23 protein-coding genes and 1 pseudogene are annotated in these 24727 nt (G+C 73.1%); 6 read left to right on the top strand and 18 right to left on the bottom strand.

What is annotated here, in order from left to right; translation table 11 throughout:
- Nucleotides 1–334: transposase (locus tag OF117_RS13030; protein WP_263553274.1), on the top strand; the 334-nt coding region annotated here is incomplete at its 5' end.
- 106 nt (nucleotides 335–440) lie between these two features.
- On the opposite strand, the gene OF117_RS13025 is transcribed toward OF117_RS13030, so the two are convergent.
- The 5 genes from OF117_RS13025 to OF117_RS13005 all read right to left on the bottom strand — a co-directional run bounded on the left by OF117_RS13025 (nucleotide 441) and on the right by OF117_RS13005 (nucleotide 4787).
- The gene (locus OF117_RS13025; RefSeq protein WP_263553273.1) at nucleotides 441–842 is read right to left on the bottom strand and encodes a hypothetical protein; all 402 of its coding nucleotides are present in this window, start codon (nucleotides 840–842) and stop codon (nucleotides 441–443) included.
- Between the two features lie 448 nt (nucleotides 843–1290).
- Nucleotides 1291–1896 carry a dihydrofolate reductase family protein gene (locus OF117_RS13020; protein WP_263553272.1) on the bottom strand — a complete coding sequence of 202 codons (606 nt, stop codon included), beginning with the start codon at nucleotides 1894–1896 and terminating at the stop codon, nucleotides 1291–1293.
- A gap of 484 nt (nucleotides 1897–2380) precedes the next feature.
- A complete protein-coding gene (locus OF117_RS13015) occupies nucleotides 2381–2911 on the bottom strand; it encodes a dihydrofolate reductase family protein (protein ID WP_263553271.1) in 531 nt (176 codons plus the stop codon).
- Between the two features lie 74 nt (nucleotides 2912–2985).
- The gene (locus OF117_RS13010) at nucleotides 2986–3771 is read right to left on the bottom strand and encodes a TIM barrel protein (RefSeq protein WP_263553270.1); all 786 of its coding nucleotides are present in this window, start codon (nucleotides 3769–3771) and stop codon (nucleotides 2986–2988) included.
- A complete protein-coding gene (locus OF117_RS13005) occupies nucleotides 3768–4787 on the bottom strand; it encodes a Gfo/Idh/MocA family oxidoreductase (RefSeq protein WP_263553269.1) in 1020 nt (339 codons plus the stop codon). Before OF117_RS13005 ends, OF117_RS13010 begins: the two co-directional genes overlap by 4 nt.
- A 113-nt stretch (nucleotides 4788–4900) precedes the next feature.
- Here OF117_RS13005 and OF117_RS13000 point away from each other — a divergent pair, with 113 nt between their 5' ends.
- The gene (locus OF117_RS13000; protein WP_263553268.1) at nucleotides 4901–5911 is read left to right on the top strand and encodes a LacI family DNA-binding transcriptional regulator; all 1011 of its coding nucleotides are present in this window, start codon (nucleotides 4901–4903) and stop codon (nucleotides 5909–5911) included.
- Nucleotides 5912–5991: 80 nt separating this feature from the next.
- Here the strand turns inward: OF117_RS13000 and OF117_RS12995 are convergent, their stop codons facing one another.
- Complete coding sequence (locus OF117_RS12995) at nucleotides 5992–8250, bottom strand: cytochrome P450/oxidoreductase (RefSeq protein ID WP_263553267.1); 2259 nt, start codon at nucleotides 8248–8250, stop codon at nucleotides 5992–5994.
- A 142-nt stretch (nucleotides 8251–8392) separates the two neighbouring features.
- Nucleotides 8393–9418 (bottom strand): LacI family DNA-binding transcriptional regulator, encoded by a 1026-nt coding sequence (locus tag OF117_RS12990; protein WP_263553266.1) that lies wholly within the window; start codon nucleotides 9416–9418, stop codon nucleotides 8393–8395.
- Between the two features lie 167 nt (nucleotides 9419–9585).
- Between OF117_RS12990 and OF117_RS12985 the strand changes: the two genes are divergently transcribed.
- Both OF117_RS12985 and OF117_RS12980 read left to right on the top strand, forming a co-directional pair.
- On the top strand, nucleotides 9586–10827 hold the full coding sequence (locus OF117_RS12985; RefSeq protein WP_263553265.1) for a Gfo/Idh/MocA family protein: 1242 nt from the start codon (nucleotides 9586–9588) through the stop codon (nucleotides 10825–10827).
- A 38-nt stretch (nucleotides 10828–10865) separates the two neighbouring features.
- Complete coding sequence (locus OF117_RS12980; RefSeq protein ID WP_263553264.1) at nucleotides 10866–11864, top strand: sugar phosphate isomerase/epimerase family protein; 999 nt, start codon at nucleotides 10866–10868, stop codon at nucleotides 11862–11864.
- A 7-nt stretch (nucleotides 11865–11871) separates the two neighbouring features.
- Here the strand turns inward: OF117_RS12980 and OF117_RS12975 are convergent, their stop codons facing one another.
- The 9 genes and pseudogenes from OF117_RS12975 to OF117_RS12940 all read right to left on the bottom strand — a co-directional run bounded on the left by OF117_RS12975 (nucleotide 11872) and on the right by OF117_RS12940 (nucleotide 20408).
- Nucleotides 11872–12447, bottom strand: coding sequence for a Gfo/Idh/MocA family oxidoreductase (locus OF117_RS12975; protein ID WP_411969452.1), 576 nt, complete (start codon nucleotides 12445–12447; stop codon nucleotides 11872–11874).
- 184 nt (nucleotides 12448–12631) lie between these two features.
- Nucleotides 12632–13000 (bottom strand): annotated as a pseudogene (locus tag OF117_RS22265) (Gfo/Idh/MocA family protein); the annotation flags it as partial.
- Nucleotides 12997–14010 carry a Gfo/Idh/MocA family oxidoreductase gene (locus OF117_RS12970; protein ID WP_263553262.1) on the bottom strand — a complete coding sequence of 338 codons (1014 nt, stop codon included), beginning with the start codon at nucleotides 14008–14010 and terminating at the stop codon, nucleotides 12997–12999. The pseudogene OF117_RS22265 and the gene OF117_RS12970, both read right to left, overlap by 4 nt.
- 41 nt (nucleotides 14011–14051) lie before the next feature.
- Nucleotides 14052–15134, bottom strand: coding sequence for a Gfo/Idh/MocA family protein (locus OF117_RS12965; RefSeq protein WP_263553261.1), 1083 nt, complete (start codon nucleotides 15132–15134; stop codon nucleotides 14052–14054).
- A complete protein-coding gene (locus OF117_RS12960; protein WP_263553260.1) occupies nucleotides 15131–16249 on the bottom strand; it encodes a maleylacetate reductase in 1119 nt (372 codons plus the stop codon). The genes OF117_RS12965 and OF117_RS12960 overlap by 4 nt, the downstream gene beginning before the upstream one ends.
- Nucleotides 16246–17247 carry an intradiol ring-cleavage dioxygenase gene (locus OF117_RS12955; protein ID WP_263553259.1) on the bottom strand — a complete coding sequence of 334 codons (1002 nt, stop codon included), beginning with the start codon at nucleotides 17245–17247 and terminating at the stop codon, nucleotides 16246–16248. Before OF117_RS12955 ends, OF117_RS12960 begins: the two co-directional genes overlap by 4 nt.
- A gap of 34 nt (nucleotides 17248–17281) precedes the next feature.
- Nucleotides 17282–18181: a sugar phosphate isomerase/epimerase family protein gene (locus OF117_RS12950; protein ID WP_263553258.1), complete on the bottom strand. Its 900-nt coding sequence runs from the start codon at nucleotides 18179–18181 to the stop codon at nucleotides 17282–17284.
- Between the two features lie 46 nt (nucleotides 18182–18227).
- Entirely contained in the window at nucleotides 18228–19250 is a 1023-nt protein-coding gene (locus OF117_RS12945; protein ID WP_263553257.1) for a Gfo/Idh/MocA family oxidoreductase, read from the bottom strand.
- A 117-nt stretch (nucleotides 19251–19367) separates the two neighbouring features.
- Nucleotides 19368–20408, bottom strand: a complete 1041-nt coding sequence (locus tag OF117_RS12940) for a LacI family DNA-binding transcriptional regulator (protein ID WP_263553256.1) — start codon at nucleotides 20406–20408, stop codon at nucleotides 19368–19370.
- Nucleotides 20409–20521: 113 nt separating this feature from the next.
- Between OF117_RS12940 and OF117_RS12935 the strand changes: the two genes are divergently transcribed.
- Together OF117_RS12935 and OF117_RS12930 are read left to right on the top strand one after the other, a co-directional pair.
- Nucleotides 20522–21709 (top strand): phytanoyl-CoA dioxygenase family protein, encoded by a 1188-nt coding sequence (locus OF117_RS12935; RefSeq protein ID WP_263553255.1) that lies wholly within the window; start codon nucleotides 20522–20524, stop codon nucleotides 21707–21709.
- An 88-nt stretch (nucleotides 21710–21797) separates the two neighbouring features.
- On the top strand, nucleotides 21798–22664 hold the full coding sequence (locus tag OF117_RS12930) for a sugar phosphate isomerase/epimerase family protein (protein ID WP_263553254.1): 867 nt from the start codon (nucleotides 21798–21800) through the stop codon (nucleotides 22662–22664).
- Between the two features lie 140 nt (nucleotides 22665–22804).
- Here OF117_RS12930 and OF117_RS12925 read toward each other — a convergent pair whose 3' ends face one another.
- Complete coding sequence (locus OF117_RS12925; RefSeq protein ID WP_263553253.1) at nucleotides 22805–23620, bottom strand: ATP-binding cassette domain-containing protein; 816 nt, start codon at nucleotides 23618–23620, stop codon at nucleotides 22805–22807.
- A 1-nt stretch (nucleotide 23621) separates the two neighbouring features.
- A complete protein-coding gene (locus OF117_RS12920; protein ID WP_263553252.1) occupies nucleotides 23622–24686 on the bottom strand; it encodes an ABC transporter permease in 1065 nt (354 codons plus the stop codon).
- Nucleotides 24687–24727: the final 41 nt, after the last annotated feature.

The following is a 24727-nucleotide window of genomic DNA, read 5'->3' as shown; positions in this document are numbered from 1 at the left end:
CCTGCTGCGCGACGCCCGCGAGGAGATCACCGCCTTCGCCGACTTCCCGCAGGCCCACTGGCGCAAGATCTGGTCGACCAACCCTCTGGAACGGCTGAACAAGGAGGTCAAGCGGCGCACCGACGTCGTCGGCATCTTCCCCGACGACACCGCGCTGCTCCGGCTCGCCAGCTGCGTGCTCATCGAGGCCCACGACGAGTGGCAGGTCTCCGACCGCCGCTACCTCTCCGAGGCCTCCATGGGCCTGCTCAACCCGCCCGAACCGACCGCTCTCGAGCCCCGCCGCACCGACCCCAGCGACGGAATCGACCAGCCCGCCCTGCACACGGCATAGTCAGCACCACCGCAGAGCAGCACGCGGATGAGCTACACCACCCCACGGGGCGCGGCCTCGCGGCGCCTCCGCTCCTGAGACGAGTCGTGCTGCGCGGCGGACATGCTCAGATCATGCGGTGCGCTCGCGCTGCCAGCCAGTCACCTGAACAGGCCAAACGCACCCTGACGTCCGTGAGCGGCCACTGGCGACATCTGGTCAGGTGGCGCGGCGGGCGAGTAGGCGAGCGAGCCATCCGGGCCGACTGTGTGCTCGTTCCTGTTCCAGCCACGTAGGTCCGGAGCCGTCGGCGGAGCTCGTCGGGCCGCTTCCCGCCCGTCGGCGTCAGCACGACGCGACCGTTCCGAACGTATGGCCGGAGGACCGTGCCGTCGTCACCGAAGAAGACGTACTCGTCGTTCTCGACATCGATGGCCTCGAAGTAGCCCTCAGCCTCCGCGACCGACGTGTGGACGTACAGCTCGGTCGGTCCTTCGAACGTGAAGACGGCCCTCTCCCGGTCCACCACGCCAGATTCGCATGATGACCACCGCCGCGCGTAGGCGCGGGTTCTCGAACAGGACCCGCGAGCAGTCGGGGTCGGCCCCGAGCAGGGTCCGCGGAGCTGCCCGTGTCCCCAAGCGGCCCACTACGGGACACGCTTCAAGGCTGAGGAAGTTGCGGGCCTGAAGCGGCTGGGCGACAGGAGGTAGCGAAGCTCAGGTGCCGTGGAGCGGCTCCATCTGCCGGCTCACGATCAGGACCGATGCGAAAGTGCAACGGGCGCTGACAGCGCTGCTCGCTCCGAGTCGGGCGCCTTCCGCAAGACAGCTGCCACCATTTCCTGCGAGCTCGCGGATGAGACAGGCGCCATCATCGCCGAGCACGATGGTCAGACGCTGGGCTGTTTCGTGACCATGCCGGTCGACCGCGGTCTCTACTTCGGGCGGCCGTCCAGACCGGCGGACGGGGCGACGTCACGCATGGGCGCCGAGCGGCGGGCGCTCGAGCACGCGGGGCTTGTACTCGACCATCTGGATGCGGCCGTCGAAGGTGCGGTGCTCGATCATCTCGAGGGCGACGTCCGGATAGCCGTCGTAGATGCGTTCTGCGCCCGTGGCCCCGGTGATCACCGGGAACATCCCGACCCGGAAGCGGTCGACGAGTCCGGCTCGTAGCAGGGACCGGCACAAGCTGAGGCTGCCGATCGTGCTGAGGAGCCCCGAGCCACTCGCCTTCATGGCGCGGACCGCCTCGACGGCGTCGTCGCGGACGAGCGTGGAGTTGGCCCACGCCAGTGGCTCCTCGAGTGAGGAGGAGAACACCACCTTGGACGCTCGCGTGAGCGCGTCGACGGACGCCTCTTCTTCGGGCCTGAACTCGTCCTGGCCATTCGGGACCTCGCCGGCGGCGAAGCCCGACATCAGGCGGTAGGTGTTCGCTCCCATCAGGTAGGTGACCTCGGGTTGCTCGCCGAGCCATGCGAGGTACTCCGGGCCCTCGAGGCCCCAGAACCCGGGCCATCCCTCTCCCGATGCGTAGCCGTCGAGGGAGGTGATGAAATCGACGAGAAGCTCCGACATGGCGGTGTCCTTCCTCGGGTGTCACGAGCCTGGACCGGCCGGGATCCACGAACTCATCGGCCTCGCTGTGGGGTGACGAGGAAACCCATGGCGCTGCAACGTCCCGAGTTCTCGCAGGTAGATCGATCTCGACTTGGAGCAGGGTGAGGGTCCGCATCGGCGACGACGAGATCCCGGTGGCGTGGCAGCCTCCTGACAGCGAGGCCGCCTTCCGCGTGTCCGCCCCGATCCGGCCCCACGTGGGGCGCCCGCTGCGATCGGACGACCGAGGTGATGCCTGCGGTGCTGATCGACGTGGTCGACGGGATCCGGGACGGCGAGCCCGTAGGCGGCGGCGCGACCAATGGCGCGATAGGGCGTTCCCGCGGGAACGCGGTCAACTGAAGGCAATGAATTGCGGACGGGCTCGGCGACGGACGCCGACAGTTCGGTCAGGCCTGGCCGTGTATCCGCGGCGGAGGCCGGGGAGCGATGCACGATCCGGCTACGGGCGCACGATCCGGTAGTCGAGGATCACGATGCCGGAGGGGAACGGCCGGCACTCGATCAGCTCGAGTTTCGTGCTCGACCCCGTCGCGCCGAAGAAGGGCACGCCGCTCCCCAGGACGACGGGGATGACGGCCACGCCGAGCTCGTCGATCAGACCGAGCGCCAGGAGCTGCGTGACCAGCTGCCCGCCACCGAACACGCAGATGTCCTTGCCCGGCTCGATGTCCGACCGCACGGTGTCGATCAGCTGCGCCAGGTCGCCGGCGTACGGCCGCACGTCCCGGCCGGCGCCGAGGCCGGCGTCATGGGTCACCACGTAGGTCGGAACGGCGCCGACGCCGGCCGCGCCGCCCATCTCCCGGTAGGTGGTGGCGCCGATGACGTACGCCCCGGTGCGCGCCTCGGTCCGCGCGAAGCCGTAGTCCTCATCCGGAGCCAACGCGTCGTCGAGCCACGACCGGTCCCCCGACGCCGACCGGATGAAGCCGTCGAGGCTGGCCGCCATCCCGGCGAAGACCGTCGCCATGGCGGACGAGCGTAGGCGGCCGGGCGCGGTCAGCAAGGAGCCAGCGCGGCCTCCGGACCGAGCAGGACGCCGACCTACGACGTCCTCGTGAACGCGTCCCGGAACCGGTCCAGGGCCTGCGCCGGGTCGCCGGAGGCCCAGCCCTCCAGCGCGACGACGCCGTCGTAACCGAGCCGGTCGAGCGCGGCGGCCACCGCCGGGTAGTGGATCTCGCCGGTACCCGGCTCGCACCGGCCCGGGACGTCGGCCACCTGGATCTCCCCGACCAGCGGCAGCGCCCGCTCGACGAGCTGGACGAGGTTCCCCTCCCCGATCTGCGCGTGGTAGAGGTCGAGGTTGAGCCGCAGGTGCGGGCTGCCGACGGCCTCGACCAGAGCGATCGTGTCCTCGGCCCGCGCGAACGGCGTGCCGGGGTGGTCGACGGCCGTGTTGAGGTTCTCCAGCGTGAAGACCCTCCCCGCCCGCTCCCCCAGGGCGGCCAGCCGCTCGAGCGTGCGCGCGGCGGTCAGCCACATCGCCGGCGTCACCGTCAGGCTCGGCACGACCGGCAGGCCTCGTCCGTCCAGCCCCGTCCCGTGCACGTTGAGCCGCGGGCAGTCCAGCCGCTCCGCGACGGCCAGCGACCGCTCCGCGGTGCGCAGCAGCTCCTCGGCCCCGTCGGCGTCGGCCAGCGTGCCGGTGACGTAACCGGTCATCGAGGTGATGGTCGCCCCGGTGGCGACCAGCTCGTCGACGTCCTTGACCGTCCAGTCCCAGATCTCGACCTCGAAACCGGCGTCCGCGATGCGCCGCACGCGCTCGGCGAACGGCAGGTCCAGGAAGAGCATCTCGGCCGAGGCGGCCAGACGGTACGCCGTCACTTCTCGACCTCGGCGATCCGCACCGGGCGGCCGGCGCGCACCGACTCGGCCGCCGCCAGGGCGATCGCCAGGGCCGCGCGGGCGTCCTCGCCGGTCGCCGGGGCCGTCGAGCCCGTCCGGACGGCGTCGACGAAGGCGGCGAGCTCCCCCGTGTAGCCCTCCGGGAACAGCTCCTGGTCGCTGCGGACGGTCTCGACGAGCTGACCGGCGGACCCGGAGAAGACCATGCCGGTGCGCCGGCCGTCGCCCATCGTCGCCATGCCGCCGGAGCCGAGCACCTCCCCGCGGACGTCGTAGCCGTACGCGGCCTCGAAGCACGCCTCGGCCACCGCCATCGCGCCGTTGTCGAACCGGATCGTGACGACCGCGGTGTCGAGCAGCCCGCGGTCGCGCCACTCCGGCTCCACCAGCGCGTCGGCGAGTGCGAACACCTCCACGGCCTCGGCACCGGGGTTGAGGAAGCGCAGGGTGTCGAAGTCGTGGATCAGCGTCTCCAGGAAGATCGTGTCCGGCAGGACCCGGGACGGGTCGAACCCACCCGGGTCACGGGTCAGCGACCGCAGCTGCCGCGGGGTGCCGAGCGTGCCGGCCTCGAGCAGCGCGCGGGCGGCCCGCCAGTCGGCCGCGAAGCGCCGGTTGAACCCGACCTGCAGCACGACGCCCGCGGTGCGCGCGGCGTCGATCGCCCGGTCGGCATCGGGCAGCGTGACGGCCATCGGCTTCTCGCAGAAGACGTGCTTGCCCGCGGCCGCGGCGGCCACGACGAGGTCGGCGTGCAACCGGGCGGGCGCGGCGATGACGACCGCGTCGACATCGGGGTCCTCCCACAGCTGCGCCACGTCGGTGCACGGGCGACCCGCGCCCAGCGCCCCGGTCAGCCGCTCGGCCGCACCTGGCAGGGGATCGGCCACGGCGACCAGCCGGGCCTGCGGCAGCCGGCGCGCCACCGTCTGCGCGTGGAACGCGCCCATGCGACCCGACCCGATCAGGGCCACTCCCACTGATCCGCTCGTCATGCCGATCCTCCCCTATAACGTTCTAGCGTCACGACACAGGGTGGCCCGGCCGGCGTCCCTCCGTCAAGGGATGTGCCCTAGAACGTTCTAGGACGAACGGCTACGCTCGTCCGGTGGCACCGACCGGTCCCGACCGCAGGCCGACGCTGGCCGACGTCGCCGCCCGCGCCGGCGTCTCCACGGCGCTCGTCTCGATCGTCATGCGCGACGTCCCCGGGGCCAGCGCCGCGACCCGGGAGCGCGTGCGCCGTGCGGCCGAAGAGATCGGCTACCGGCCCGACAACCGGGCCCGGCTGCTCCGCAGCTCCCGCAGCCGGCTGCTCGGCGTGGTGTTCGGGGTGCAGCACGCCTTCCACGGCGACCTGGTCAGCGGGCTGTACGCCGCGGCGGAGCGGGTGGGGTACGAGCTCACGCTGAGCGCCGTGACACCGGAGCGGGACGAGCTGCGTGCCGTGGCGGGCCTGCTCCAGGACCGCTGCGAGGCACTGATCATCCTCGGCCCCCAGTCCGGCACGACCGCCCTCGCCGACCTGGCGGCCCGCCTTCCGGTCGTCGTCGTCGCCCGCTCCGTCCGGTCCGCCGCGGTGGACGTCGTCCGGACCGCCGACGACGAGGGGGTGCAGCTGGCCGTCGACCACCTGGTGGCGCTCGGCCACCGGGACGTGGTGCACGTCGACGGCGGCCGGGCGCCGGGCGCGGCGGAGCGGCGGCGGGGCTACCGCGACGCGGTGCGCCGGCACTGCCTGACCCCGCGCATCCTGCCGGGCGGGCTCACCGAGGACGACGGTGCCGCTGCCGCACGTGCCCTGCTCGCCGGACCGCTGCCGAGCGCCGTCACCGTCTTCAACGACCGCTGCGCCCTCGGCCTGCTCGACGTGCTGCGCCGCGCGGGCCGCACCGTGCCCGGGGAGGTGAGCGTGACGGGCTACGACGACAGCCGGATCGCGCGGCTCGCCTCGGTCGACCTCACCTCCGTCGCGCAGGACGTCGAGCAGCTGACCACCCTGGCCGTGCGGCGGGCCCTCGACCGGCTGGACGGCGTCCCCGTCCGGCAGCGCGAACAGGTCGTGCCGCCCCGGCTCGTCGTCCGGAGCACGACCGCCCCGCCACGTCGAGAAAGGTGAAGGACCCCGTCCCGGCCCCGCCTCGGCCCCCTCCAGGGGCCCACCCCGAGCGTGCGAGGGGTGGGAGGAGGGGGTCCTTTTCACAGGTCAAGGACGAGGCGCTCGCTGCACGAGCGGGAGACGCAGATCATCATGCAGTCGTCCGCCTGCCGCTCGTCGTCGGTGAGGACGGAGTCGCGGTGGTCCGGCACACCGTCGAGGACGGCGGTCTCGCAGGTACCGCAGGTGCCCTCCGCGCAGGAGGAGAGGACGCCGACCCCCGCCTCCTCCACCACCGACAGGATCGACCGGTCGGGCGGGACGGTCAGGGTCAGCTCGCTCTGCGCCAGCACCACCTCGAACGCCTCCGTCCGCACCGGGGCGGTCTGCGGCCGGGGGGCGAACCGCTCGACGTGCAGCGCACCGCGCGGCCAGCCGGCGCAGCGCTGCTCGACGGCGGCGAGCAGCGCCTCGGGTCCGCAGCAGTACACGAGCGTGCCGGGCCGGGGCGTGCCGAGCAGCGAGTCGAGGTCGAGCAGCCCTGTCTCGTCCTGCGGGCGGACCGACACCCGGTCGCCGTACCGCGCCAGCTCGTCGAGGAACGCCATCGACGCCCGGCGCCGGCCGCCGTAGACCAGCTCCCAGTCGGCGCCCGCGGCCTCCGCGGCCCGGATCATCGGCAGGATCGGGGTGATGCCGATGCCGCCGGCGATGAACAGGTACGTGCGCGAGTCGACGAGCGGGAAGTTGTTGCGCGGGCCGCGCACCCGGACGGTGTCGCCGACGGAGAGCTCGTCGTGCACGAACCGCGAGCTGCCGCGTCCGTCCGCGTCGCGCAGGACGCCCACCCGGTACCCGGAGTGGTCGGCGGGATCACCGCACAGCGAGTACTGCCTCGTCGGCGCCCCGTCGAGGACGAGGTCGACGTGGGCGCCCGGCTCCCACGCGGGCAGCGGGCGGCCGCCGGCCTCGCGCAGCGTCAGGGTGACGACCCCGTCGGCCACCTCCCGCTTGGCGGCCACCCGGGCCTCGGCCTCGAACTCCGAGGTGGCGAGGGTGACGGTCGTCGTCCGGTGGTGGACGGCCTCGACGTGCGGACGGCGTCCGGACCGGCCGAAGGTGAGCGGCAGGTTCTTCCACACGTACATGTTGGGCGAGCTCGGGTAGAACGTCGGCGGGCCGGCCAGCTCGTAGTCACCCAGCGCCGGCAGCGCCTCCTCCAGCGCGATCCGCGCCTCCAGACGGGCCAGCGGCGCGCCCAGGCAGCCGTGGACGCCCTCGCCGAACCCCAGGTGGCGGCCCCGGGGTCGGGTGACGTCGAACCGGTCGGGGTCGGGGTACTGGCGCTCGTCGCGGTTGGCCGCGCCGGGGATCAGGACCACCCGCCCGCCGGCCGGGATCGTCACTCCGTGCAGCGTGACCTCGCGGGACGTCGTCCGGGCGGTCAGCTGCAGCGGCGTGACGAGACGCAGCGCCTCCTCGACCGCGGCCGGGACGAGCGACGGGTCCTTCTGCAGCAGCGCCCGCTGGTCCGGGTTCTCGGCGAGCAGCTTGAACAGCGTGCCGGTCAGCCCGGCGGTGGACTCCACCCCGCCCAGGAACAGGATCATCATCAGGCCGCTGACCTCTGAGTTCGGCGTGACCTCCGCGTCCACGAACGGCACCCCGTCGATGTCGGCGTGCACGAACCTCGTGACCAGGTCGTCGCGCCCGTGGCGGCGGCGCTCCTCGAGGAGGTCGATGAAGAACTGCTGGACGCCGGCGGTGGCCGCCCTGGCCACCGGGGTGAGGTGCGGCGTGCCGGGCACCCGGTCCTTGAGCTCGTGGGTCCAGTGCTCCAACTGGTCGCGCCGCGCCCGCTCCACGGGGTCCTTCTCGTGCCGGCTCGGCAGGCCCATCAGGTGGAAGAACACGTCGAAGGGCATGGGCCAGGCCAGCTCCTGGGCGATGTCGACCATGCCCCGGCCCCCCGCGCCGCGGTCCCGCCAGGAGGCGACCAGCTCGCGCACCACCGCGCGGATGCCGTCCTCCAGCTCGGCGATCCGGCGCGGCAGGAAGTACGGCTGCACCACCGAGCGGACCTGGTCGTGCCGGGGGTTGTCCATGCTGCCGATCGACCCCGGCGGCACCTGCTCCAGGCGGCTGTCGTCGATGTCCATGCCCTCGAAGCTGAGGAACGTGTCCGCGTCGAGCGCGGCCGCGCGCACGTCCTCGAAACGCGTCAGGGCGTACCAGCGGTACCGCTCGCTCCAGTAGACCGGGGACTCGTCCCGCATCCGGCGGTACGTCCCGAACGGATCGGAGGTGTAGAAGTCCGGCGCGAACGGGTCGTAGTCGATCGCGGTGGCGGTGCCGGCCATGTCTGTCTCCGTGGGGGCGTGGTCAGCGGCGGTGGGCCGGCGCGGGACCGTCGGGCGGTCGACCGCCGGTTGAAGCGCTTCAAGAGTCCGGGTGACCCGGACCACTGTCAAGCTTTGTCCTGTCATGCACGGATCGCCGGCGTCAGAGTGATCCGTCGTCCCGCGGCGGCCCCGTCGTCCCGCGCACCACCAGGCGCGGAGGCACGACGACCTCCCGGTGCTCCGTGCGGCCGCCGTCCAGCCGCTCGACGACCGCCTCGACCGCGTGCCGCACCAGCAGCTCCGACTCCTGGCTGACCGTGGTCAGGTCGACGTGCGCCAGGCGGGCGAGCGGGCTGTCGTCGTAGCCCACGACGGAGACCGCACCGGGGACGTCGACGTCGTCGCGCAGCAGCGCGTCGAGCAGGCCGACCGCGCAGTGGTCGTTGTAGGCGACGACCGCCGTCGGGCCCCGCCCCTCCCGGAACAGGGTCCGCGCCGCACGCGCCCCCGACTCCTCCCCCGGGTCACCGGCCACGACCTGCAGGTGCCCGCCGAGCCGGTGCCGGCGCATCCCCCGCTGGTATCCGCGGCGCCGACCGGCGGCGATGGGCCCGCGTCCGCCGTCGACGTAGGCGATGCGGCGGTGCCCCAGCCCGGCCAGGTGGTCGACGGCCATCGCGACGCCCTCGTCGTCGGCGGCGCGGACGACGTCGACCCCGGCGGACGGCACGGGGCGGCCGACGGCGACCACCGGCAGCTGCCGGTCGAGGGCGGCCAAGCGGGCGGTCGGGGCCTCCGACCCCAGGAGGACCAGCGCCTCGCAGCGCGAGTCCAGCAGCGTCTCCACCGCCCGCGCCTCGTCGCGGTTCCGGGTGACCGCGCTGAGCACCAGGTCGTACCCGTGCCGCTCGGCCGCCTCGTGCACCTCCTCGACGAGCTGCGCGTGGAACGTGCTGCGGACGTCCATGACCACGCCGATCAGCCGGCTGCGGCGGCGGGCCAGCAGGCTGGCGGCGCGGTCGGGCCGGTACCCCAGGCGGCCCGCCGCGGCGAGGACCCGTTCCCGCGTGGCACCGCCGGGTCCGGGCGCACCGCGCAGGACCAGGGACGCCGTGGCCGTCGACACCCCGGCCTCGTGGGCGACGTCCTGCAGGCGCGGGCGACGCACCGGCTCCTCCACGCTCACGAGAGCCACCCTCTCCCTTGACACCGCCGCACCTCGTCTGCTGCGATCTGCACCACGATTAAAGCGCTTTAACGGATTGCGGCCAAGAGCACCGGAGGATCCATCACCCGGTCGGCCGGACACCGACGAGCCGCTCCCGGCGCGACCACCACACGAGAGGAACAGCGATGACCGAGCGAACACTGTCGGTGGCGGTGATCGGAGCCGGCATGGCCGGGCGCAGCCACGCCGCCGGCTACCGCCAGGTCGGCACGGTCTTCGGCGAGGGGTTGCCGCCGGTCCGGCTGGCCGCCATCGCCGACGCCAACGAGGCGCTCGCCCGCGACGGGGCCCGGCGCTACGGCTTCGAGAAGGCGGTGCTCAGCTGGGAGGAGGTGGTCGAGGACCCCTCGATCGACGCGATCAGCATCGTCGTCGGCAACGCGCTGCACCGGCCGATCGCCGAGGCGGCGGTCGCCGCCGGCAAGCACGTGCTGTGCGAGAAGCCGCTGGCCGGTTCGGTGGAGGACGGGCTGGCCATGGTCGCCCTCGAGGAGGGTGCCGACGTCGTCACCGCGGTCGGCTACACCTACCGCCGGTCGCCGGCGATCGCGGCGATCCGCGACCACGTGCGCCACGGGGAGCTCGGGGAGCTGTCCCTGTTCTCCGGCCGGTACTGGTGCGACTACGCCTGCGATCCGCGCAGCCCGCTGACCTGGCGGTTCCGGGGAGGCCCGGGCTCCGGTGCGCTGGGCGACATCGGCGCGCACGTGATCGACGCCGCGGAGTACATCTGCGGGCCGATCGTCGCGGTCTCCGGCGGGGCGCTGTCGACCCAGATCCCCGAGCGCCCGCTGCCCCTCGGCGCGGTCGTCGGGCACGGCACCGCTCCGGTCAGCGACGAGGTCGGCGAGGTCGAGAACGAGGACACCGCGATGTTCACCGCGCGGTTCGACTCCGGCCTGACGGGGTCGTTCTCCGTGTCCCGCACCGCGTTCGGGATGCCGAACGGCCTCGGCTTCGACGTCTCCGGACTGGCCGGCCGCGTCGCGTTCGACTTCCACCGGCCCGCGGAGTACCTGTTCGACGACACCCAGCCCGACGCCCGTACCCGCGGCGTCCGCCAGGTGATCGTCGGCCCGCAGATGCCCTACTTCCGCGGCGGCTACCCCATGGAGGCCCCCGGCGTCGGCATCGGCAACCAGGAGGCCTTCACCTACCAGTGCCGGGCCTTCCTCGACCAGATCGCCGGCACGCCCGATCCGCTGCCCGCCAACGCCTCCTTCGCCGACGCGCTCCACACCATGCAGATCATCCAGGCCGTCGTCCGGTCGTCCTCGTCCGACGGTGCACCCGTCGAGGTCGGCTCCGCGGCCGCCACCGCGCCGACTGCCGCCGACGCCCCCGCCGTCCCCGCACCTCCCGCCTGACCCCTCCGGACCCCGACCACCAGAAGGCGAGCACTCCCATGGCCCTCAAGCTCGGCGCCTACACCGCCTGCCTCCACGACCGCCCGCTGGCGGACGCCCTCGACGTCCTCCAGTCCGACGGCCTGACCTCCGTGGAGGTCAACACCGGCGGCTTCATCCCCTCCCCGCACTGCCACGTCGACCTGCTGCTCTCCTCGGAGAAGGCCCGGCGCGACTACCTCGACGTGTTCGCCTCCCGGGGGATGGAGCTCACCGGGCTGAACTGCAACGGCAACCCGCTGAACCCGCTCCCCCAGGTGGGTCCCAAGCACGCCGACGACCTCCGGCGCACCATCGAGCTCGCCGGGCTGCTCGGCGTGAAGAACGTCGTGACGATGTCGGGCACGCCCGGCTCGGACCCCGGCGCCCGGTACCCCTCGTGGGTGGTCAACCCGTGGGACGGCGTCTACATGGACGTCCTGGACTACCAGTGGGACGTCGCTGCCGCGTTCTGGTCGGAGATCGACGCCCTCGCCCGCGCCAACGACGTCCGGGTCGCCATCGAGATGCACCCGCACAACCTGGTGTTCTCCCCCGTCACGCTGCGCAAGCTCGTGGACCTGGTCGGCGCGACGAACGTCGGCGCCGAGATGGACCCCTCCCACCTGATGTGGCAGGGCATGGACGTCGTCGCCTGCATCCGCGACCTGGGCCCGCTGGTGTTCCACGCCGCGGCCAAGGACGCGATGATCACCCCGGGCGTCGACATCCGCGGCGTGCTCGACACCTCGTTCGCCCGCGTGCCGGCCGACGCGCCCGGCAAGGTGCCCACCGGGTACGGCTTCTGGTGCAACGCCTGGCCGGAGAACCCGGGCTGGCGGTTCGTCGCCGTCGGGGTCGGCCACGACGTCGGCTACTGGACCGACTTCCTGCGCGCGTTGGCCGAGGTCGACCCGGACATGGCGGTCAACATCGAGCACGAGGACGCCGCCTACGACCGCCTCGAGGGCCTGGCGCTCGCCGCGGAGAACCTGCGCGCCGCGGCCGCGAAGCTGTAGCGCCCGGTCACGCCCCGGCCCCGTGCGGCGCGATCGTCGCCCGGGGCCGGGGGCGCAGTCCGGCGGCCGCGTAGCAGGCGTCGATCAACCGCATGTTGGCGACGGCGTCGTCGACGCCGACCGGCAGCGGGGCGCCCTCGCGGACCGCGCGGCCGAACGCCTCGAGCTGGTAGGTGTAGGACGACCGCGTGCCGTGGCGTTCCACGTGCTCACCGGCCGGGGTCCGGATGACCACCCGGTCGTCCCGGTGGGGCTCGACGAAGTTCGCGACGAGCGCCTCGCCCCGGCTGCCGACGACCCGGTAGGTCATCTGCCGGCGGTCGCTGGCCATGTGGCAGCGGGCCACCCCGGTCGCTCCCGAGGGGAACCGCAGCCGCGCGTCCAGCCACTCGTCCACGCCCGGCTCGCCCGGCCGCTCGCCGGCCCGGGCGGAGACCAGCTCCGGCTCCCCACCGCCCCAGCGCGCGAGCACCCGCTGGGCGTGCAGGCTGTAGCAGCCGAGGTCCATCGTGGCCCCGCCGGCGGCCCCGTCCCGAGGCTCGCCCCGAGCTCGCGAGGGGTGAGAAGGACGGGGTCCTTCCACAGCGCGGGTCGCCCGCACCCGGGTCCTGGATCTCCAGCGTCGTCTCGACGTGCACCAGCTCACCCAGCTCCCCGGAGGCCAGGAGCTCGAGCAGCCGCCGCGTCACCGGGTGGAATCGGTAGTGGAAGCCCTCGACCACGGTCACACCGCTGCGGTGGGCCGCAGCGGCGACGTCTGCTGCCTCCTCCGCGTTCGCGGCGAACGGCTTCTCCGACAGCACGTGCTTGCCGGCCTCGATCGCGGCCAGGTTCCACGTGCCGTGCAGCGCGTTGGGGAGCGGGTTGTAGACGGCCTCGACATCAGGTGCGGCGACGACGTCGTCGTAGGACGCGAGCGCCCGTTCCACCCCGTGCTCCGCCGCGAATGCCGAGGCTCGCGCCTGGTCGCGGGCGGCGATCGCCACGAGGCGGTGCCCGGTCGCCCGCGCCGGCTCGACGATCGCGAGTTCGGCGATGCGCGCCGCCCCCAGCACGCCGAGCCGCAGCGGTTCGGGCGGTCCCGACGGCTCGGCACTCCCGTGCGCAGTGTCCGGAGCAGTGGTGGCGTCGGTCATGCGATGCGCACCTCCGCGATCCGTACCGGCCGGTGCTCCGTCACCGATCGGGCGCAGGCCTCGGCGATCCAGTCCGCCTCCAGCCCGTCGGCGACCGTGCACGGCGAGGGCCGGTTCCCGGCGACGACCTCCAGGAAGGTCTCGAACTCCGCCCGGAACGCCGGCAGGAACCGGTCCATGAAGAACCGGTGCGGCGGGCCGGCCGGGAAGGCCACCCCTGGTTCGGTGGCGCGGATGGGCCACCCGTCGTCGACGCCGGCGGCGACGCTGTCCCGCGAGCCGTGGACCTCCAGCCGCACGTCGTAGCCGCGCGCGTTGTAACGGGTGTTCGACACGATCCCGAGCGCGCCGTCGGCGAAGGTGAGGATGGCCGCGGAGGTGTCCACGTCGTCGTACCGACGGAAGAAGTCCGCGCCCCGGTTGCTCCCGGTGGCGTAGACCTCCACCACTTCCTGTCCGGTGACCCAGCGGATGACGTCGAAGTCGTGCACGCCGCAGTCGCGGAACATCCCTCCGGAGACCGCGACGTACTCCGGGGGCGGCGGTTCGGGGTCGAGCGTGGTGGACCGGATCGTGTTGATCCAGCCGAGTTCGCCGCTGACGACCGCGGCCCGGGCGGCGGCGATGGCGGCGTCGTAACGGCGCTGGAACCCGATCTGGACGGGCACGGTGGAGCCCTCGAGCCGGCGGAGCAGCTCGGCTCCCGCCGCTCCGGTCTGCGCCACCGGCTTCTCGCACAGCGTCGGCAGCCCGGCGTCGACGCAGGCGAGGACGAGCTCGGGATGCGCATCGGTTCCGGCCGCGATGATCACCCCGTCGACGCCGGAGGCGACCAGCGCCTCCAGGGAGTCGACGCCCTCCACCCCCTCCGCGTGGTGGCGGTCGACGATCTGCTTCGTCTTCTCGGGCACGATGTCGGTGACCACGAGCGACTCGATCGCCGGGATGCCGACCAGCGTGCCGGCGTGGAAGGCCCCGATCCTGCCGAGCCCGATGAGTCCGATCCGCATGCTGGGCCTCTCTCGAGTGGGGTGGGCTGTCGGCCCGTCGGTCAGCTGGGGTCTGCCAGGGGCGTGTCGGCGCCGCGGGCCTGCTCGGAGCGGTAGCAGGCGTCCACCACCAGGGCGACGTCCAGGGCGTCGGAGACCGGGACGGCGACCGGCGCACCGGTGCGGATGCTGTCGACGAACCTGCGCATCTCGGGGCGGAAGTTGTCGATGTTGTCCAGTTCCGGCAGCTCGGAGAACTTGTTCTCCTCGGTGCGCGCGAACGGGGTGGTGAAGCGGCTGGCCTCCCAGGTGGTCCGGCCCGCGCTCCAGCCGTCGCGGCCCTCGGGGAGCTGGACGCGGACCGACTGCGGGAGGATGCCGACCTCCAGCAGGCCGCCGGTGCCGTGGAAGGTGACGCGGGAGCTCTCGAACCACTCCAGGGGGTCGTGGGCGTCGAAGTCGAACACGACCTGCCGCTCGGGGTAGGTGAGGATCACGGCAGCGGCGTCCTCGCGGGTGGCGGCGTCGGAGAGCCGGGCGTACTTGCGCACCCGCGCGTTGACGCTCTCGGGGCGGCCGTAGATCGACAGCAGGACGTCGAGCATGTGGCAGCCGATGATCCACAGCGCCCCGCCCATGTCGGCCGGCTGGTTGAGGTGCTGGGTGAGGTGCTCGCCGACGAGCGGGGCGCCGCGGGCGCTGACCGACACGACGTCGCCGACGAGCCCCTGGTCGAGCAGCTGCCGGGCGCGGGTCACCGATTCGGCGAAGCGGACGTTGTAGCCCACCTGCGCGATCGCGCCGGGTGCCTGGGCGGCCTCGGCCAGCTGCCGGATGTCGGCGAGCGCGGCACCGCCGGGCTTCTCGACGAGCACGGCCTTACCGGTGTCGAGCACGCGAAGGGCCAGCGGGACCATGTCCTTGCTCTTGGAGTGCACCATCACCGCGGTGATGCGCTCGTCGGCGAGCAGCTCGTCGGTGCCGACCGGCGCGAGGTCGTACTTGTCCGTGAAGTACTTCAGCCGGGGGTCGTCGTCGGCGGCGGCCACGACCTGCACCCCGTCGATCTCGCGCAGTGCGCGGACCCGCGCGGAGGCGTGCGGGTGGGTGATGCCCAGGAGTCCTACGACGACGGGCTCGGTCATGTCCTGCTCCTTCGCTCGGTGGGGCGGGTCGGGACGGCCGTAGCTGTTCCGGCCCGCGGCGGCTCGCCGGCCCAGGCGGCGCGGAGCAGCGCCTGGACGCCGTCGCGGGTCACCGGCCCGGGGTTGGCGTACGGATTCGCGACGGCGAACCCGGCGATCCGCGGGATGTCCTCCTCCGTCATGCCGAGCTCGCGCAGAGAGCGGGGGGCGCCGAGCCGGCCGGCGAGCTCCCACAGTTCCCGGGCCGGGTCCGGCCCGCCGCCGAGCGCACGGGACAGCGCGGCGACCGCGTCCGGTGCGGCGGGCTGGTTGTAGGCCAGCGCGTGCGGCAGGACCACGGTGTGCGTCTGCGCGTGCGGCAGGTCGAGCGTGCCGCCCAGCGTGTGGCAGAGCTTGTGGTGCAGCGACATCGTCGTCGCGGCCAGCACCGCGCCGCACAGCCAGGCCCCGTACTGGGCCTCGCCGCGGGCGTCGAGGTCGGATCCGTCGGCCACCACCCGGGGCAGGGCAGCGGCCAGGGCGCGGACGCCCTCCTCTGCCATCAGCGAGACGATCGGCGTCGCATCGGGGGCGTACAGCCCCTCCACGGCGTGGGCGATGGCGTTCATCCCGCTGGTGGCCGACATCAGCGCGGGAAGGGTCAGGGTCATCTCCGGGTCGTAGAGCACGCTCCGCGGCAGCACCCGGACGTCGCGGCCGGTGCGCTTCTGCCCGCCCTCGGTCAGCCCCCACACCGGGGTCATCTCCGAGCCCGCGTAGGTCGTCGGCACCGCGATCACCGGAAGACCGTGCTCGAGCGCGATCGCCTTGCCCAGGCCGACCGCGGAGCCGCCGCCCACGGCCACGCAGCCGTCGGCGCCCAGGTCGGCGGCCAGCTCCCGAGCGCGAGCGGCGATCTCGACCGGCACGTGCATCCGGGCCTCCGGGAGCACACCGGCCGCCGCGGCCTCCAGGGCGGCGGCGACCTGCTGGCCGATGGCCTCCTGCTCCGGAGAGCAGAGCACCAGGACACGGGTCAGGCCGAGAGCCGCCACCTCGTCGGGCAGCCTCGCCAGGGAGCCCGCGCCGAACACCACCCGCATCGGCAACGCCTGGTAGGTGAACGGGCGGATCACGACGGCGCTCCCCGCACCACGGTCGGCTGCCCGTCCGCGGGCTGGGCCGCCGGCCGTGCTGAGACCTCAGGGCTGTCCTCGGGCAGCAGGGCGAGGTCGAAGGTCAGCGTCCGGAACGGGTTGGGCAGGCCCACGTCGGCCGACCGGTCCGGGTCGTCGACCTCGGGGACGTCGCGGACGAGGCTCTCCTTGACCCCGAAGACCGCATCGGAGTCCAGGTAGGGGCTGTCGGCGACGAACACGTGCGTGGTCACCGGCCGGTAGCCGGCCGCGGAAGCGATGAAGTGCAGGTGCGCCGGCCGGTTGGGGTGGCGCCCGGTGGCCGCCAGCAGCTGCCCGACCGGCCCGTCGTCGGGGATCGGGTAGTACCGCGGCACGACCGAGCGGAACCAGAACCGGCCGTCGCCGTCGGCGGTGAACAACCCGCGCAGGTTGCCCGCCGGTTGGATCCCGGGCTGCTGGACGTCGTAGAAGCCGTCCTCGTTGGTCTGCCACACGTCCACCACCGCCCCGGCCAGCGGCTCGCCGTCCGGACCGGTCACCTGTCCCGACACCAGGCACGGCGTGCCCTTGCCGTCGAGGGCGATGTCGTCGCCCAGCTCCCGCCGCGGGGACTCCACCATGTGGAAGGGCCCCAGCACCGTGGACTCGGTCGAGGTGCCGCCGGTGCGGTGGTTGATCGTCTCCACCAGCATCGAGACGCCGAGGACGTCCGACAGCAGGATGAACTCCTGCCGCACGTCACTGCACATCTGCCCGGTGCGGGTGAGGAAGTCGATCGCGACGCCCCATTCGTCCTCGGTCAGTTCGACGTCCTTCACGAACGCGTGCAGGTGGTGGACCAGTGAGCCCAGCACCTGCCGCAGCCGCGGATCGGGGGTGCCGGTGAAGCTGGCGGCGACCACCTCGGCCGAGCGCTCCTCGGTGAAGAGTTCACCGCCTGCCCGGACGGGTGCCGGCCGGGCGGAGAACGCGGTGTCGCTGCGCGCATCGGGCATGACGGGCCTCCGTGGTGGAGTCGGGGTGGTCGGGTCAGCCGGCCGAGGCCACGAGGTCCTCCGCGGCCGCGAGTGCCTGCAACGTGGCGGCGCGGGCGCGGGCGAGCCCCTCGCGGACGGGCAGCTGCCGGTGCTGCTCGGAGATGATCTCCACCCCCCAGTGGCCGCGGTAGCCCGCGCGGTGGACGGCGGCGATGAAGGCGGGCACGTCGAAGGCGCCCTCACCGGGGAGGCGGCGACCGTTGACGGTGTCCTCCCAGAGGGTGCCGACGACCTGCTCGTCCGCGTCGTCGAGCTCGACGATGAACAGGTACTCCACCGGCAGGATCCGCTCCAGCTGGGCGTAGCCGGTCCCGCCGCGGTGGACGTGCCAGATGTCGACGGTCAGCCCGCCGTACCGGTTGCCCACCTCGGTCACGAAGTCGACGCCGGCCTGGATGGTCGGCAGGTTGGTCATCGGCATGGGTTCCAGGGCCACACGTGTGCCGGCGTTGCCGGCCTGCGTGGCCAGGCGGTCGAAGTCGTCGTGGAAGCGCGCCGGGTCGACCGGGAGGCCACCGCCCTCGGCGGCGACCTTGATGGTCCGGGCGCCGAGGACCTCGGCCGCCTCGAGCAGCAGGGTGCGCCGCTGGTCGGAGATCCGACGCCGCTCGTCGGTGGTCCACCACCAGGGGAGGACCTCCAGCTCCACGTGCTCGATCCCTGCACCGTCGAAGATCCGGCGCAGCTCCCGCAGACCGAGGGTGCGCTCGGCCATCGCCAGGTCGGCGTGCAGCAGGCCGAAGCCCTCCCAGCCGATCTCCGCCGCGGTCTCGATCCGGGTCCGCAGGTCGACGGGGCTGACCTCGTCGCCGCGGTCGGGCGCCGCGTCCCCCGCCGAGGTCCAGCACGTGGCCAGCAGCTCGCGGTTGCCGATGGTCGGGCGGGGTGTCATGGCGACTCCGTGGGTGCGTGCGCGGGGATGGACGCGGGCAGCGGCGTCACGGCGCCGTGGCCGGGGCGTAGAGGCCCGGCCGGGGCGGTAGCTCGATCGCGACCCGGCCACCGGAGTGGAGCGACTGCAGCGCCGCGTCGGCGACCACCTGCGCCACGAGGCCGTCCCACGCGCTGGGCCCCTGCGGCGGCCGCCCGGCGGCGACGGTGTCGACCCACTCACGCAGCTCGATGTCGTAGGAGAGCGCGAAGCGCTCCCGCCAGTCACCCGGGACGAGGCCCGCGACGGTCCCCTCGCGGCGGATGGTCACCGGGGCGGGATCGGCCAGTTCCACGGTGCCGGTCTCACCGGAGATCTCGCAGCGGATCTCGTAGCCGTAGTGCACGTTGACCGACACCTCGACGTCGACGAGCACGCCGTCAGCCATCTCGAACAGCACCAGCAGCGGGTCCTGCAGCTCACCGCCGCGACTGCTCCTGCGCGGGGCGAGCACCTGCACGGCGGCGATCTCCTGACCGAGCAGCCAGCGCAGTTCGTCGATCTCGTGGATCGCCGTGTCGGCGATCGACATGTCCCGGGTGTAGTGCGCCGGCACCGAGGCGTTGCGGTGCGCGCAGTGCACGAGCAGCGGAGCACCGATGGCGCCGCCGTCCACCGCCTGCTTGAGCGCCCGGTGCGCCGGGTCGTAGCGCCGGTTGAAGCCGACCTGCACCAGCCGCCGGCCCGCGGCGGCCTCGGCGTCCACGATGTTCCGGCAGGCCTCCTCGGTGGTGGCCAGCGGCTTCTCGCAGAACACCGGCTTGCCCGCGGCGATGCACGCGAGCACGTACGGCTCGTGCGTCGGCCCCCAGGAGGTCACCACCACGGCGTCGACCGCGTCCGACGCGACCAGCTCCTCACCGGAGGGGAGCACCTTGGCCGCCGGCAGGCCATCGGCCACGGTCGTGGCGCGTCCGGCGTCCGCGTCGGCGACGGCCACCACGCGGCTGCCGCCGGCGCCGCCGTCCAGGCGGCGGATGTGCTCCTGGCCGATCATGCCGACCCCGATGACCCCGACGTCCAGCGTCACGACGCCCTCCTCGACTCCCGGTCCGGCCGGCGGGTACCGGCCGCGTCGGGGTCAAGGCTGTGGCCGCCGCCACAGCGGCGTCAACGTCATCGATCCCTCAATAAACCATCAGCCCGGTCAGGACGTGACGAGCGCTTCGGCAGGGATGCTGTACGGCGTGACCACCTGGATGCCCGAGTGCCAGGACCGCGGCGCGCCGGGCAGCGCACCGTGGGCCTGCATGACCACGTGGCAGGCGCGGCGCAGGTCGAGGGCGAGGTCGTGGTGCAGCACCACCGACAGGCGCCGGTCCTGCAGCAGTGCGAGGTTCTCGGCGTCCAGGTCGTGGGCGACGAACGCGCGACAGCTGCGCCCGGCGTCGGCGAAGGCGGCGAGCGTCGCGGCGTTGCCGCCGGTGGCGTACAGCGAGTACACGCCGGCGATGCCCGGATCGGCGGCGAGGGCGTCGCGGACCGAGCCGCGCAGCGCGTCGTCGTCGCCCGTCGCGTCGACCAGGTCGACCTGGCGCCGGCCGGGACGAAGGGCGCGGGTGGTCGCGCGGAAGCCCATCTCGCGGTCGTCCTCGCCCCGGAAGGAGCCGGTGCCCCGGGTGACGAGGACGGCGGCGTCGTCGGGCAGCCACTGGTCGAGCAGGTAGGCCGCGGTCGCCCCGGCGGCCCGGTTGTCCAGGCCGACGTAGGCGACCCGTCGGCTGGTCGGCAGGTCGGTGACGAGCGTGACGACGGGGACGCCGGCCTCTGCCAGCCGTTCGACCGCGGTCAGGACCTGGGGGTGGTCCGGGGCCTTGAGGACGACGCCCTGCGACCCGCGCCGCGCGATGTCGTCGAGCGTGGCCACCAGCTCGGCGACCGGGGGCGCCTCCGCGAGGTGGAACCGCGCCCGGAACGTCGCCGGTCGGACCAGCGGCAGCTGCGACTCCAGTGCCGCCCGCACCGCCGAGGAGAAGCGGGCGGGCGCGTCGACCACCACGTCGAGGAAGAAGGTCCGCCCGGTCAGCCGCACCTGCGAGCGCTGGCGGTGCAGATCGGCGATCGCGCGGTGCACCTGGTCCACCGTGCTCTGCCGCACACCCCCGCGCCGGTTGAGGACGCGGTCCACGGTCGCCTCGGAGAGCCCCGCCTGACGAGCGATCTCGCGGACGGGGTACGGGTGCGGCATGCGTCCAGTCTGAGGGACAAATGATGGATCTGCGATGGTTCGGCACCCTTGTGATCCCCGCCCTCACCCGTCAGGCTCGACGACATCTCATCCCGCTCCGGAAGGACGTCGCCGTGCACACCCTGGCCTCTCCCCCGACCACCCGCGGCTGGTTCACCGCGGACGACTGCCGGCTGGCGGACTTCCGCGCGATCGTCGAGACGACCACCGACCTCGCCGACCACCCCTACGCCGACGAGGTCCGGGAGAACGTCCTCGTCTACGGATCCCGGCTGCGCAACCACGTCACCACGCCGGAGGGCCGCCGGGACGTGCAGGCCGAGCTGGCCCGGGCGCTGGCCGAGGGTCCCGGCATCGTGGTCTTCGCCGACGCCTTCCCCGACGCGGGCGTCGTCGACCGGGCCACCGCCGTCTTCGAAGCGGTGATCGCCGAGCAGAAGGCCGCCGGGGTCGTCGGCGGCGACCACTTCGCCACGCCCGGCGCCAACGACCGCATCTGGGGGGCGCTCGACAAGTTCGCCGTCCGCGAGCCGCAGCTGTTCGCCGAGTACTACGGCAACGACGTGCTCGCCCTCGTCTCGGAGGCCTGGCTGGGCCGCGGGTACCAGGTCACCAGCCAGGTCAACGTGGTGAACCCCGGCGGCAAGGCCCAGGTCGCCCACCGCGACTACCACCTCGGGTTCATGTCCGAGGAGCAGGCCCTCGCCTACCCGGCCCACGTGCACCGCCTCTCCCCCGTCATGACCTTGCAGGGCGCGGTGGCGCACTGCGACATGCCGGTGGTCACCGGGCCGACGATGTACCTGCCGCACTCGCAGAAGTACGCCCCCGGCTACGTCGCCTTCCACCAGCCGGAGTTCACCGCCTACTTCGACGAGCACTTCGTGCAGCTGCCGCTGCGGAAGGGCGACGCCGCCTTCTTCAACCCGGCCCTGTTCCACGGCGCGGGTACCAACCGCTCGACCGACGTCCGCCGCATGGCCAACCTGCTGCAGGTGTCCTCCGCCTTCGGCCGCGCCATGGAGACCGTCGACCGCGCGGCCATGAGCCGGGCGCTCCACCCGGTCCTGCTGGCGCAGCGGGCCGCCGGTGTCGACGAGCGCACCCTGCGCAACGTGGTCGCCGCCTCCGCCGAGGGCTACGCCTTCCCCACGAACCTCGACCGCGACCAGCCGATCGGCGGCCTCGCCCCCGAGACCCAGGCCGAGCTGGTCTGGCGCGCCCTGCAGGAGCAGTGGACGTCCGAGGCGCTGGACGCCGAGCTGACCGCCCAGGCCGAGCGGCACGCCAACGCATTCTGAAGAAGGGCCCTCCTGCCTCCACCCCTCGCCGACGCTCGGGGCGGCGGCAGGAGGGCCCTTCCGGCAGCCGGGAGCGGGGATGGAGGACATGGCAGCCGCCGACGAGCTGCTCGCCACGTGCTGGACGACGGCCGGCGACGCCGCACCGACACGGGCGGACTGGCGCAGCCCGGTCCCGCTGCGGGAGCGGATCGAGGCCGCGGCCGCCGCAGGGTTCACCGGCTTCGGAGTCCTCGCCGTCGACCTGGCCACCGCCGAGCGCGAGCACGGTCTGTCGGGCGTCCGCGCGATGCTGGCGGACAACGGCATCGTCCACGTGGAGCTGGAAGGGCTGCCCGACTGGTGGAGCAGCGGCCCCGCGCGGGCGCGATCGGACGAGCTGCGCCGGTTCCTGCTGACCGCCGCCGAGGCGCTCGGCGCCCGTCACGTCAAGGTCACCCCCGACACCAGCGGGGCGCGGTGGGAGCCGGGACGCTGGGCGGACGAGTTCACCCTCCTCGCCGGCCAGGCAGCCGACGCCGGGGCCCGCCTCGGCATCGAGTTCCTGCCCTGGTCCAACATCCGGACGGTCCACGACGCGCTGCGGTTGGTCGAGGAGGCCGGTCACCCCGCCGGCGGGCTCGTCGTCGACGTCTGGCACGTCGAGCGTGCCGGCACCCCGCCGGACGAGCTCGCGGCGCTCCCGCTGCGGCGGATCGTCGGTGTTGAGCTGGACGACGCCGACGGCGAGGTCGTCGGCACGCTGTTCGAGGACACCGTCGACCGGCGCCGCTACTGCGGCGAGGGCTCCTTCGACCTGGCCGGCATCATCACCGCGCTGCGCGCCGCCGGCTGGTCCGGTCCGTGGGGTGTCGAGATCCTCTCCACCGCGCACCGCCGGCTCGCCGTCCGGGAAGCCGCGGCACGCGCCGCCGCCACCGCCCGCGAGGTCGTGGCGGCCGCCCGCGTCCGGTGACCGGCGGCGAGCCGGTGGGGCGCGCCCTGCACGAGGAGTGCCACGCGGGCGCCTGACCCCGCGCCGGCGCCGACAGAGTGCGCGGACGGGCGATTCCCCGGCCGGGAACTGCCCATCCGCGCACTCTGCCGGCTGTGCGGCTAGCGCTTGAGCTCGTGCGAGAGTTCCGCGAGCTCCTGGCCGCCGGCCATCTCCGTGGTGAGCTCCTCGAGGGAGACCTCCGAGCGCTTCTTGTCGAGCACCCGCCGGCCCAGCTTGAGGATGATGAAGTGGTCGCCCACCAGGTAGGCGTGGTGCGGGTTGTGGGTGATGAAGACGACGCCGAGACCCGCGTCGCGGGCGGCGGCGGTGTACTTCAGCACGACGCCGGACTGCTTCACGCCGAGGGCGGCGGTGGGCTCGTCGAGGATCAGCACCCGCGCGCCGAAGTACACGGCACGGGCGATGGCCACGCACTGCCGCTGACCACCGGACAGCGTGCCGATGGGCTGGTTGATGTCCTTGACGACGATGCCCATCTTCTGCAGCTCGGTGTCGGCGATCTCCCGCATGGCCGCGATGTCGAGCGGGGCCATGGGGTACTTGCCCTTGCGGATCTCCGAGCCGAGGAAGAAGTTGCGCCAGACCTCCATGAGGCCGACCACCGCGAGGTCCTGGTAGACGGTGGCGATCCCGTGGTCGAGGGACTCCCGCGGCGAGGAGAAGTGCACCGGCTTGCCGTCGACCTTGACGGTGCCCTCGGTGTGCGGGTGCAGACCCGAGATGATTTTGATGAGGGTGGACTTACCCGCACCGTTGTCACCCAGGACGCAGGCGACCTCTCCGGCGTTCACCCGCAGGTCGATGCCCTCCAGGGCGCGGATGGCGCCGTAGCTCTTGCCGACGCCCTCCATCTCGACGAGCGGCGTCCCGACCTTCAGGTCCGGTGCGGCGTGCTCGGCCAGTGTGTCGGTCACGTCATCTCCTCTGGGCCGCGTAGTTCTTGATGTACAGGTTGACCATGACCGCGAGGAGCAGCATGACGCCGAGGAACGTGCGGAACCAGTTGGGGTCCCACCCGGCGTAGACGATGCCCTGCGTGGTCATGCCGAAGATGAAGGCGCCCAGCGCCGAGCCGACCGCCGAGCCGTAGCCCCCGGTGAGCAGCGCGCCGCCGACCACCGAGGCGATGATGTAGATGAACTCGTTGCCGATGCCCAGGCCGGCCTGCACCGTGCTGAAGTTGAAGAGCAGGTGCATCCCGAGGAACCAGGCCAGGAACGCGACGCCCATGAACAGGCCGATCTTGACCTTGGGCACCGGGACGCCGACCGCCCGCGCGCTGGCCTGGTTGCCGCCGGAGGCGGTCACCCAGTTGCCGGTCCGCGTGCGCAGCAGCAGCCACGTCCCGACGGCGACGAACAGCAGCCACCACAGCACGGTGACCTTCACGGTCATGAAGCCCAGCGGGATGTCCGAGGCGAAGACCGCCTTGGCGGAGGCGAACCCGTCGAGCGCGCTGGTGTTGGGCGTGGCTACGGTGCCCGTGACCAGCTTGGTCACACCCAGGTTCACACCCTGGAGGATGAAGAAGGTGCTCAGCGTGATCAGGAAGCTGGGTATGCCGGTGCGCATCACCAGCCAGCCGTTGACGAAGCCGATGGTCAGCGCGATGAGCAGGCTGACCACCACGCCGACCCACATGTTCAGGCTGAACTGGAACGTGATCATGCCGGCGGCCAGCGCGGACGTCGTCACCGCGACACCGGCGGACAGGTCGAACTCCCCGCCGATCATCAGCAGCGCGACGCCGACGGCGACGATCCCGATGGTCGAGGAGGCGTAGAGGACGGTCGCCAGCGCCGGCAGGGTGCGGAACGGCGGGGCGACGGCGTAGAAGAAGGCGAAGATCACGATGGCCGCGGCCAGCGCGCCGACCTCGGGACGGCCGAGCACGCGGGAGAAGAGCGAGCGCTGGGCGCGGCCGGGGGGTGGTGCGGCCGGCGGCGGCGCGGCCGGTTTGGTGGCGACGGACGAGCTCATGGAGGGCTCCAGGGCTGGGGGGCGGGACGGGGTGGGGGGAG

Source organism: Geodermatophilus sp. YIM 151500, assembly GCF_025716945.1.
In the GTDB taxonomy this organism is placed as follows: Bacteria; Actinomycetota; Actinomycetes; order Mycobacteriales; family Geodermatophilaceae; genus YIM-151500.
Note: the sequence above shows the minus strand (reverse complement) of the source record. Positions and strands in the feature narration are given on the sequence as shown.

Excerpts from the sequence above, each read along its gene's own strand:
- OF117_RS12985 (WP_263553265.1), top strand. The coding sequence starts at position 9,586 with ATGACCGAGCGAACACTGTCGGTGGCGGTGATCGGAGCCGGCATGGCC.
- OF117_RS12950 (WP_263553258.1), bottom strand. The coding sequence starts at position 18,181 with ATGACACCCCGCCCGACCATCGGCAACCGCGAGCTGCTGGCCACGTGC.
- OF117_RS13020 (WP_263553272.1), bottom strand. The coding sequence starts at position 1,896 with ATGTCGGAGCTTCTCGTCGATTTCATCACCTCCCTCGACGGCTACGCA.
- OF117_RS12995 (WP_263553267.1), bottom strand. The coding sequence starts at position 8,250 with ATGGCCGGCACCGCCACCGCGATCGACTACGACCCGTTCGCGCCGGAC.
- OF117_RS12980 (WP_263553264.1), top strand. The coding sequence starts at position 10,866 with ATGGCCCTCAAGCTCGGCGCCTACACCGCCTGCCTCCACGACCGCCCG.
- OF117_RS12965 (WP_263553261.1), bottom strand. The coding sequence starts at position 15,134 with ATGACCGAGCCCGTCGTCGTAGGACTCCTGGGCATCACCCACCCGCAC.
- OF117_RS12955 (WP_263553259.1), bottom strand. The coding sequence starts at position 17,247 with ATGCCCGATGCGCGCAGCGACACCGCGTTCTCCGCCCGGCCGGCACCC.
- OF117_RS12940 (WP_263553256.1), bottom strand. The coding sequence starts at position 20,408 with ATGCCGCACCCGTACCCCGTCCGCGAGATCGCTCGTCAGGCGGGGCTC.
- OF117_RS13015 (WP_263553271.1), bottom strand. The coding sequence starts at position 2,911 with ATGGCGACGGTCTTCGCCGGGATGGCGGCCAGCCTCGACGGCTTCATC.
- OF117_RS13005 (WP_263553269.1), bottom strand. The coding sequence starts at position 4,787 with ATGACGAGCGGATCAGTGGGAGTGGCCCTGATCGGGTCGGGTCGCATG.
- OF117_RS12930 (WP_263553254.1), top strand. The coding sequence starts at position 21,798 with ATGGCAGCCGCCGACGAGCTGCTCGCCACGTGCTGGACGACGGCCGGC.
- OF117_RS12970 (WP_263553262.1), bottom strand. The coding sequence starts at position 14,010 with ATGCGGATCGGACTCATCGGGCTCGGCAGGATCGGGGCCTTCCACGCC.
- OF117_RS12920 (WP_263553252.1), bottom strand. The coding sequence starts at position 24,686 with ATGAGCTCGTCCGTCGCCACCAAACCGGCCGCGCCGCCGCCGGCCGCA.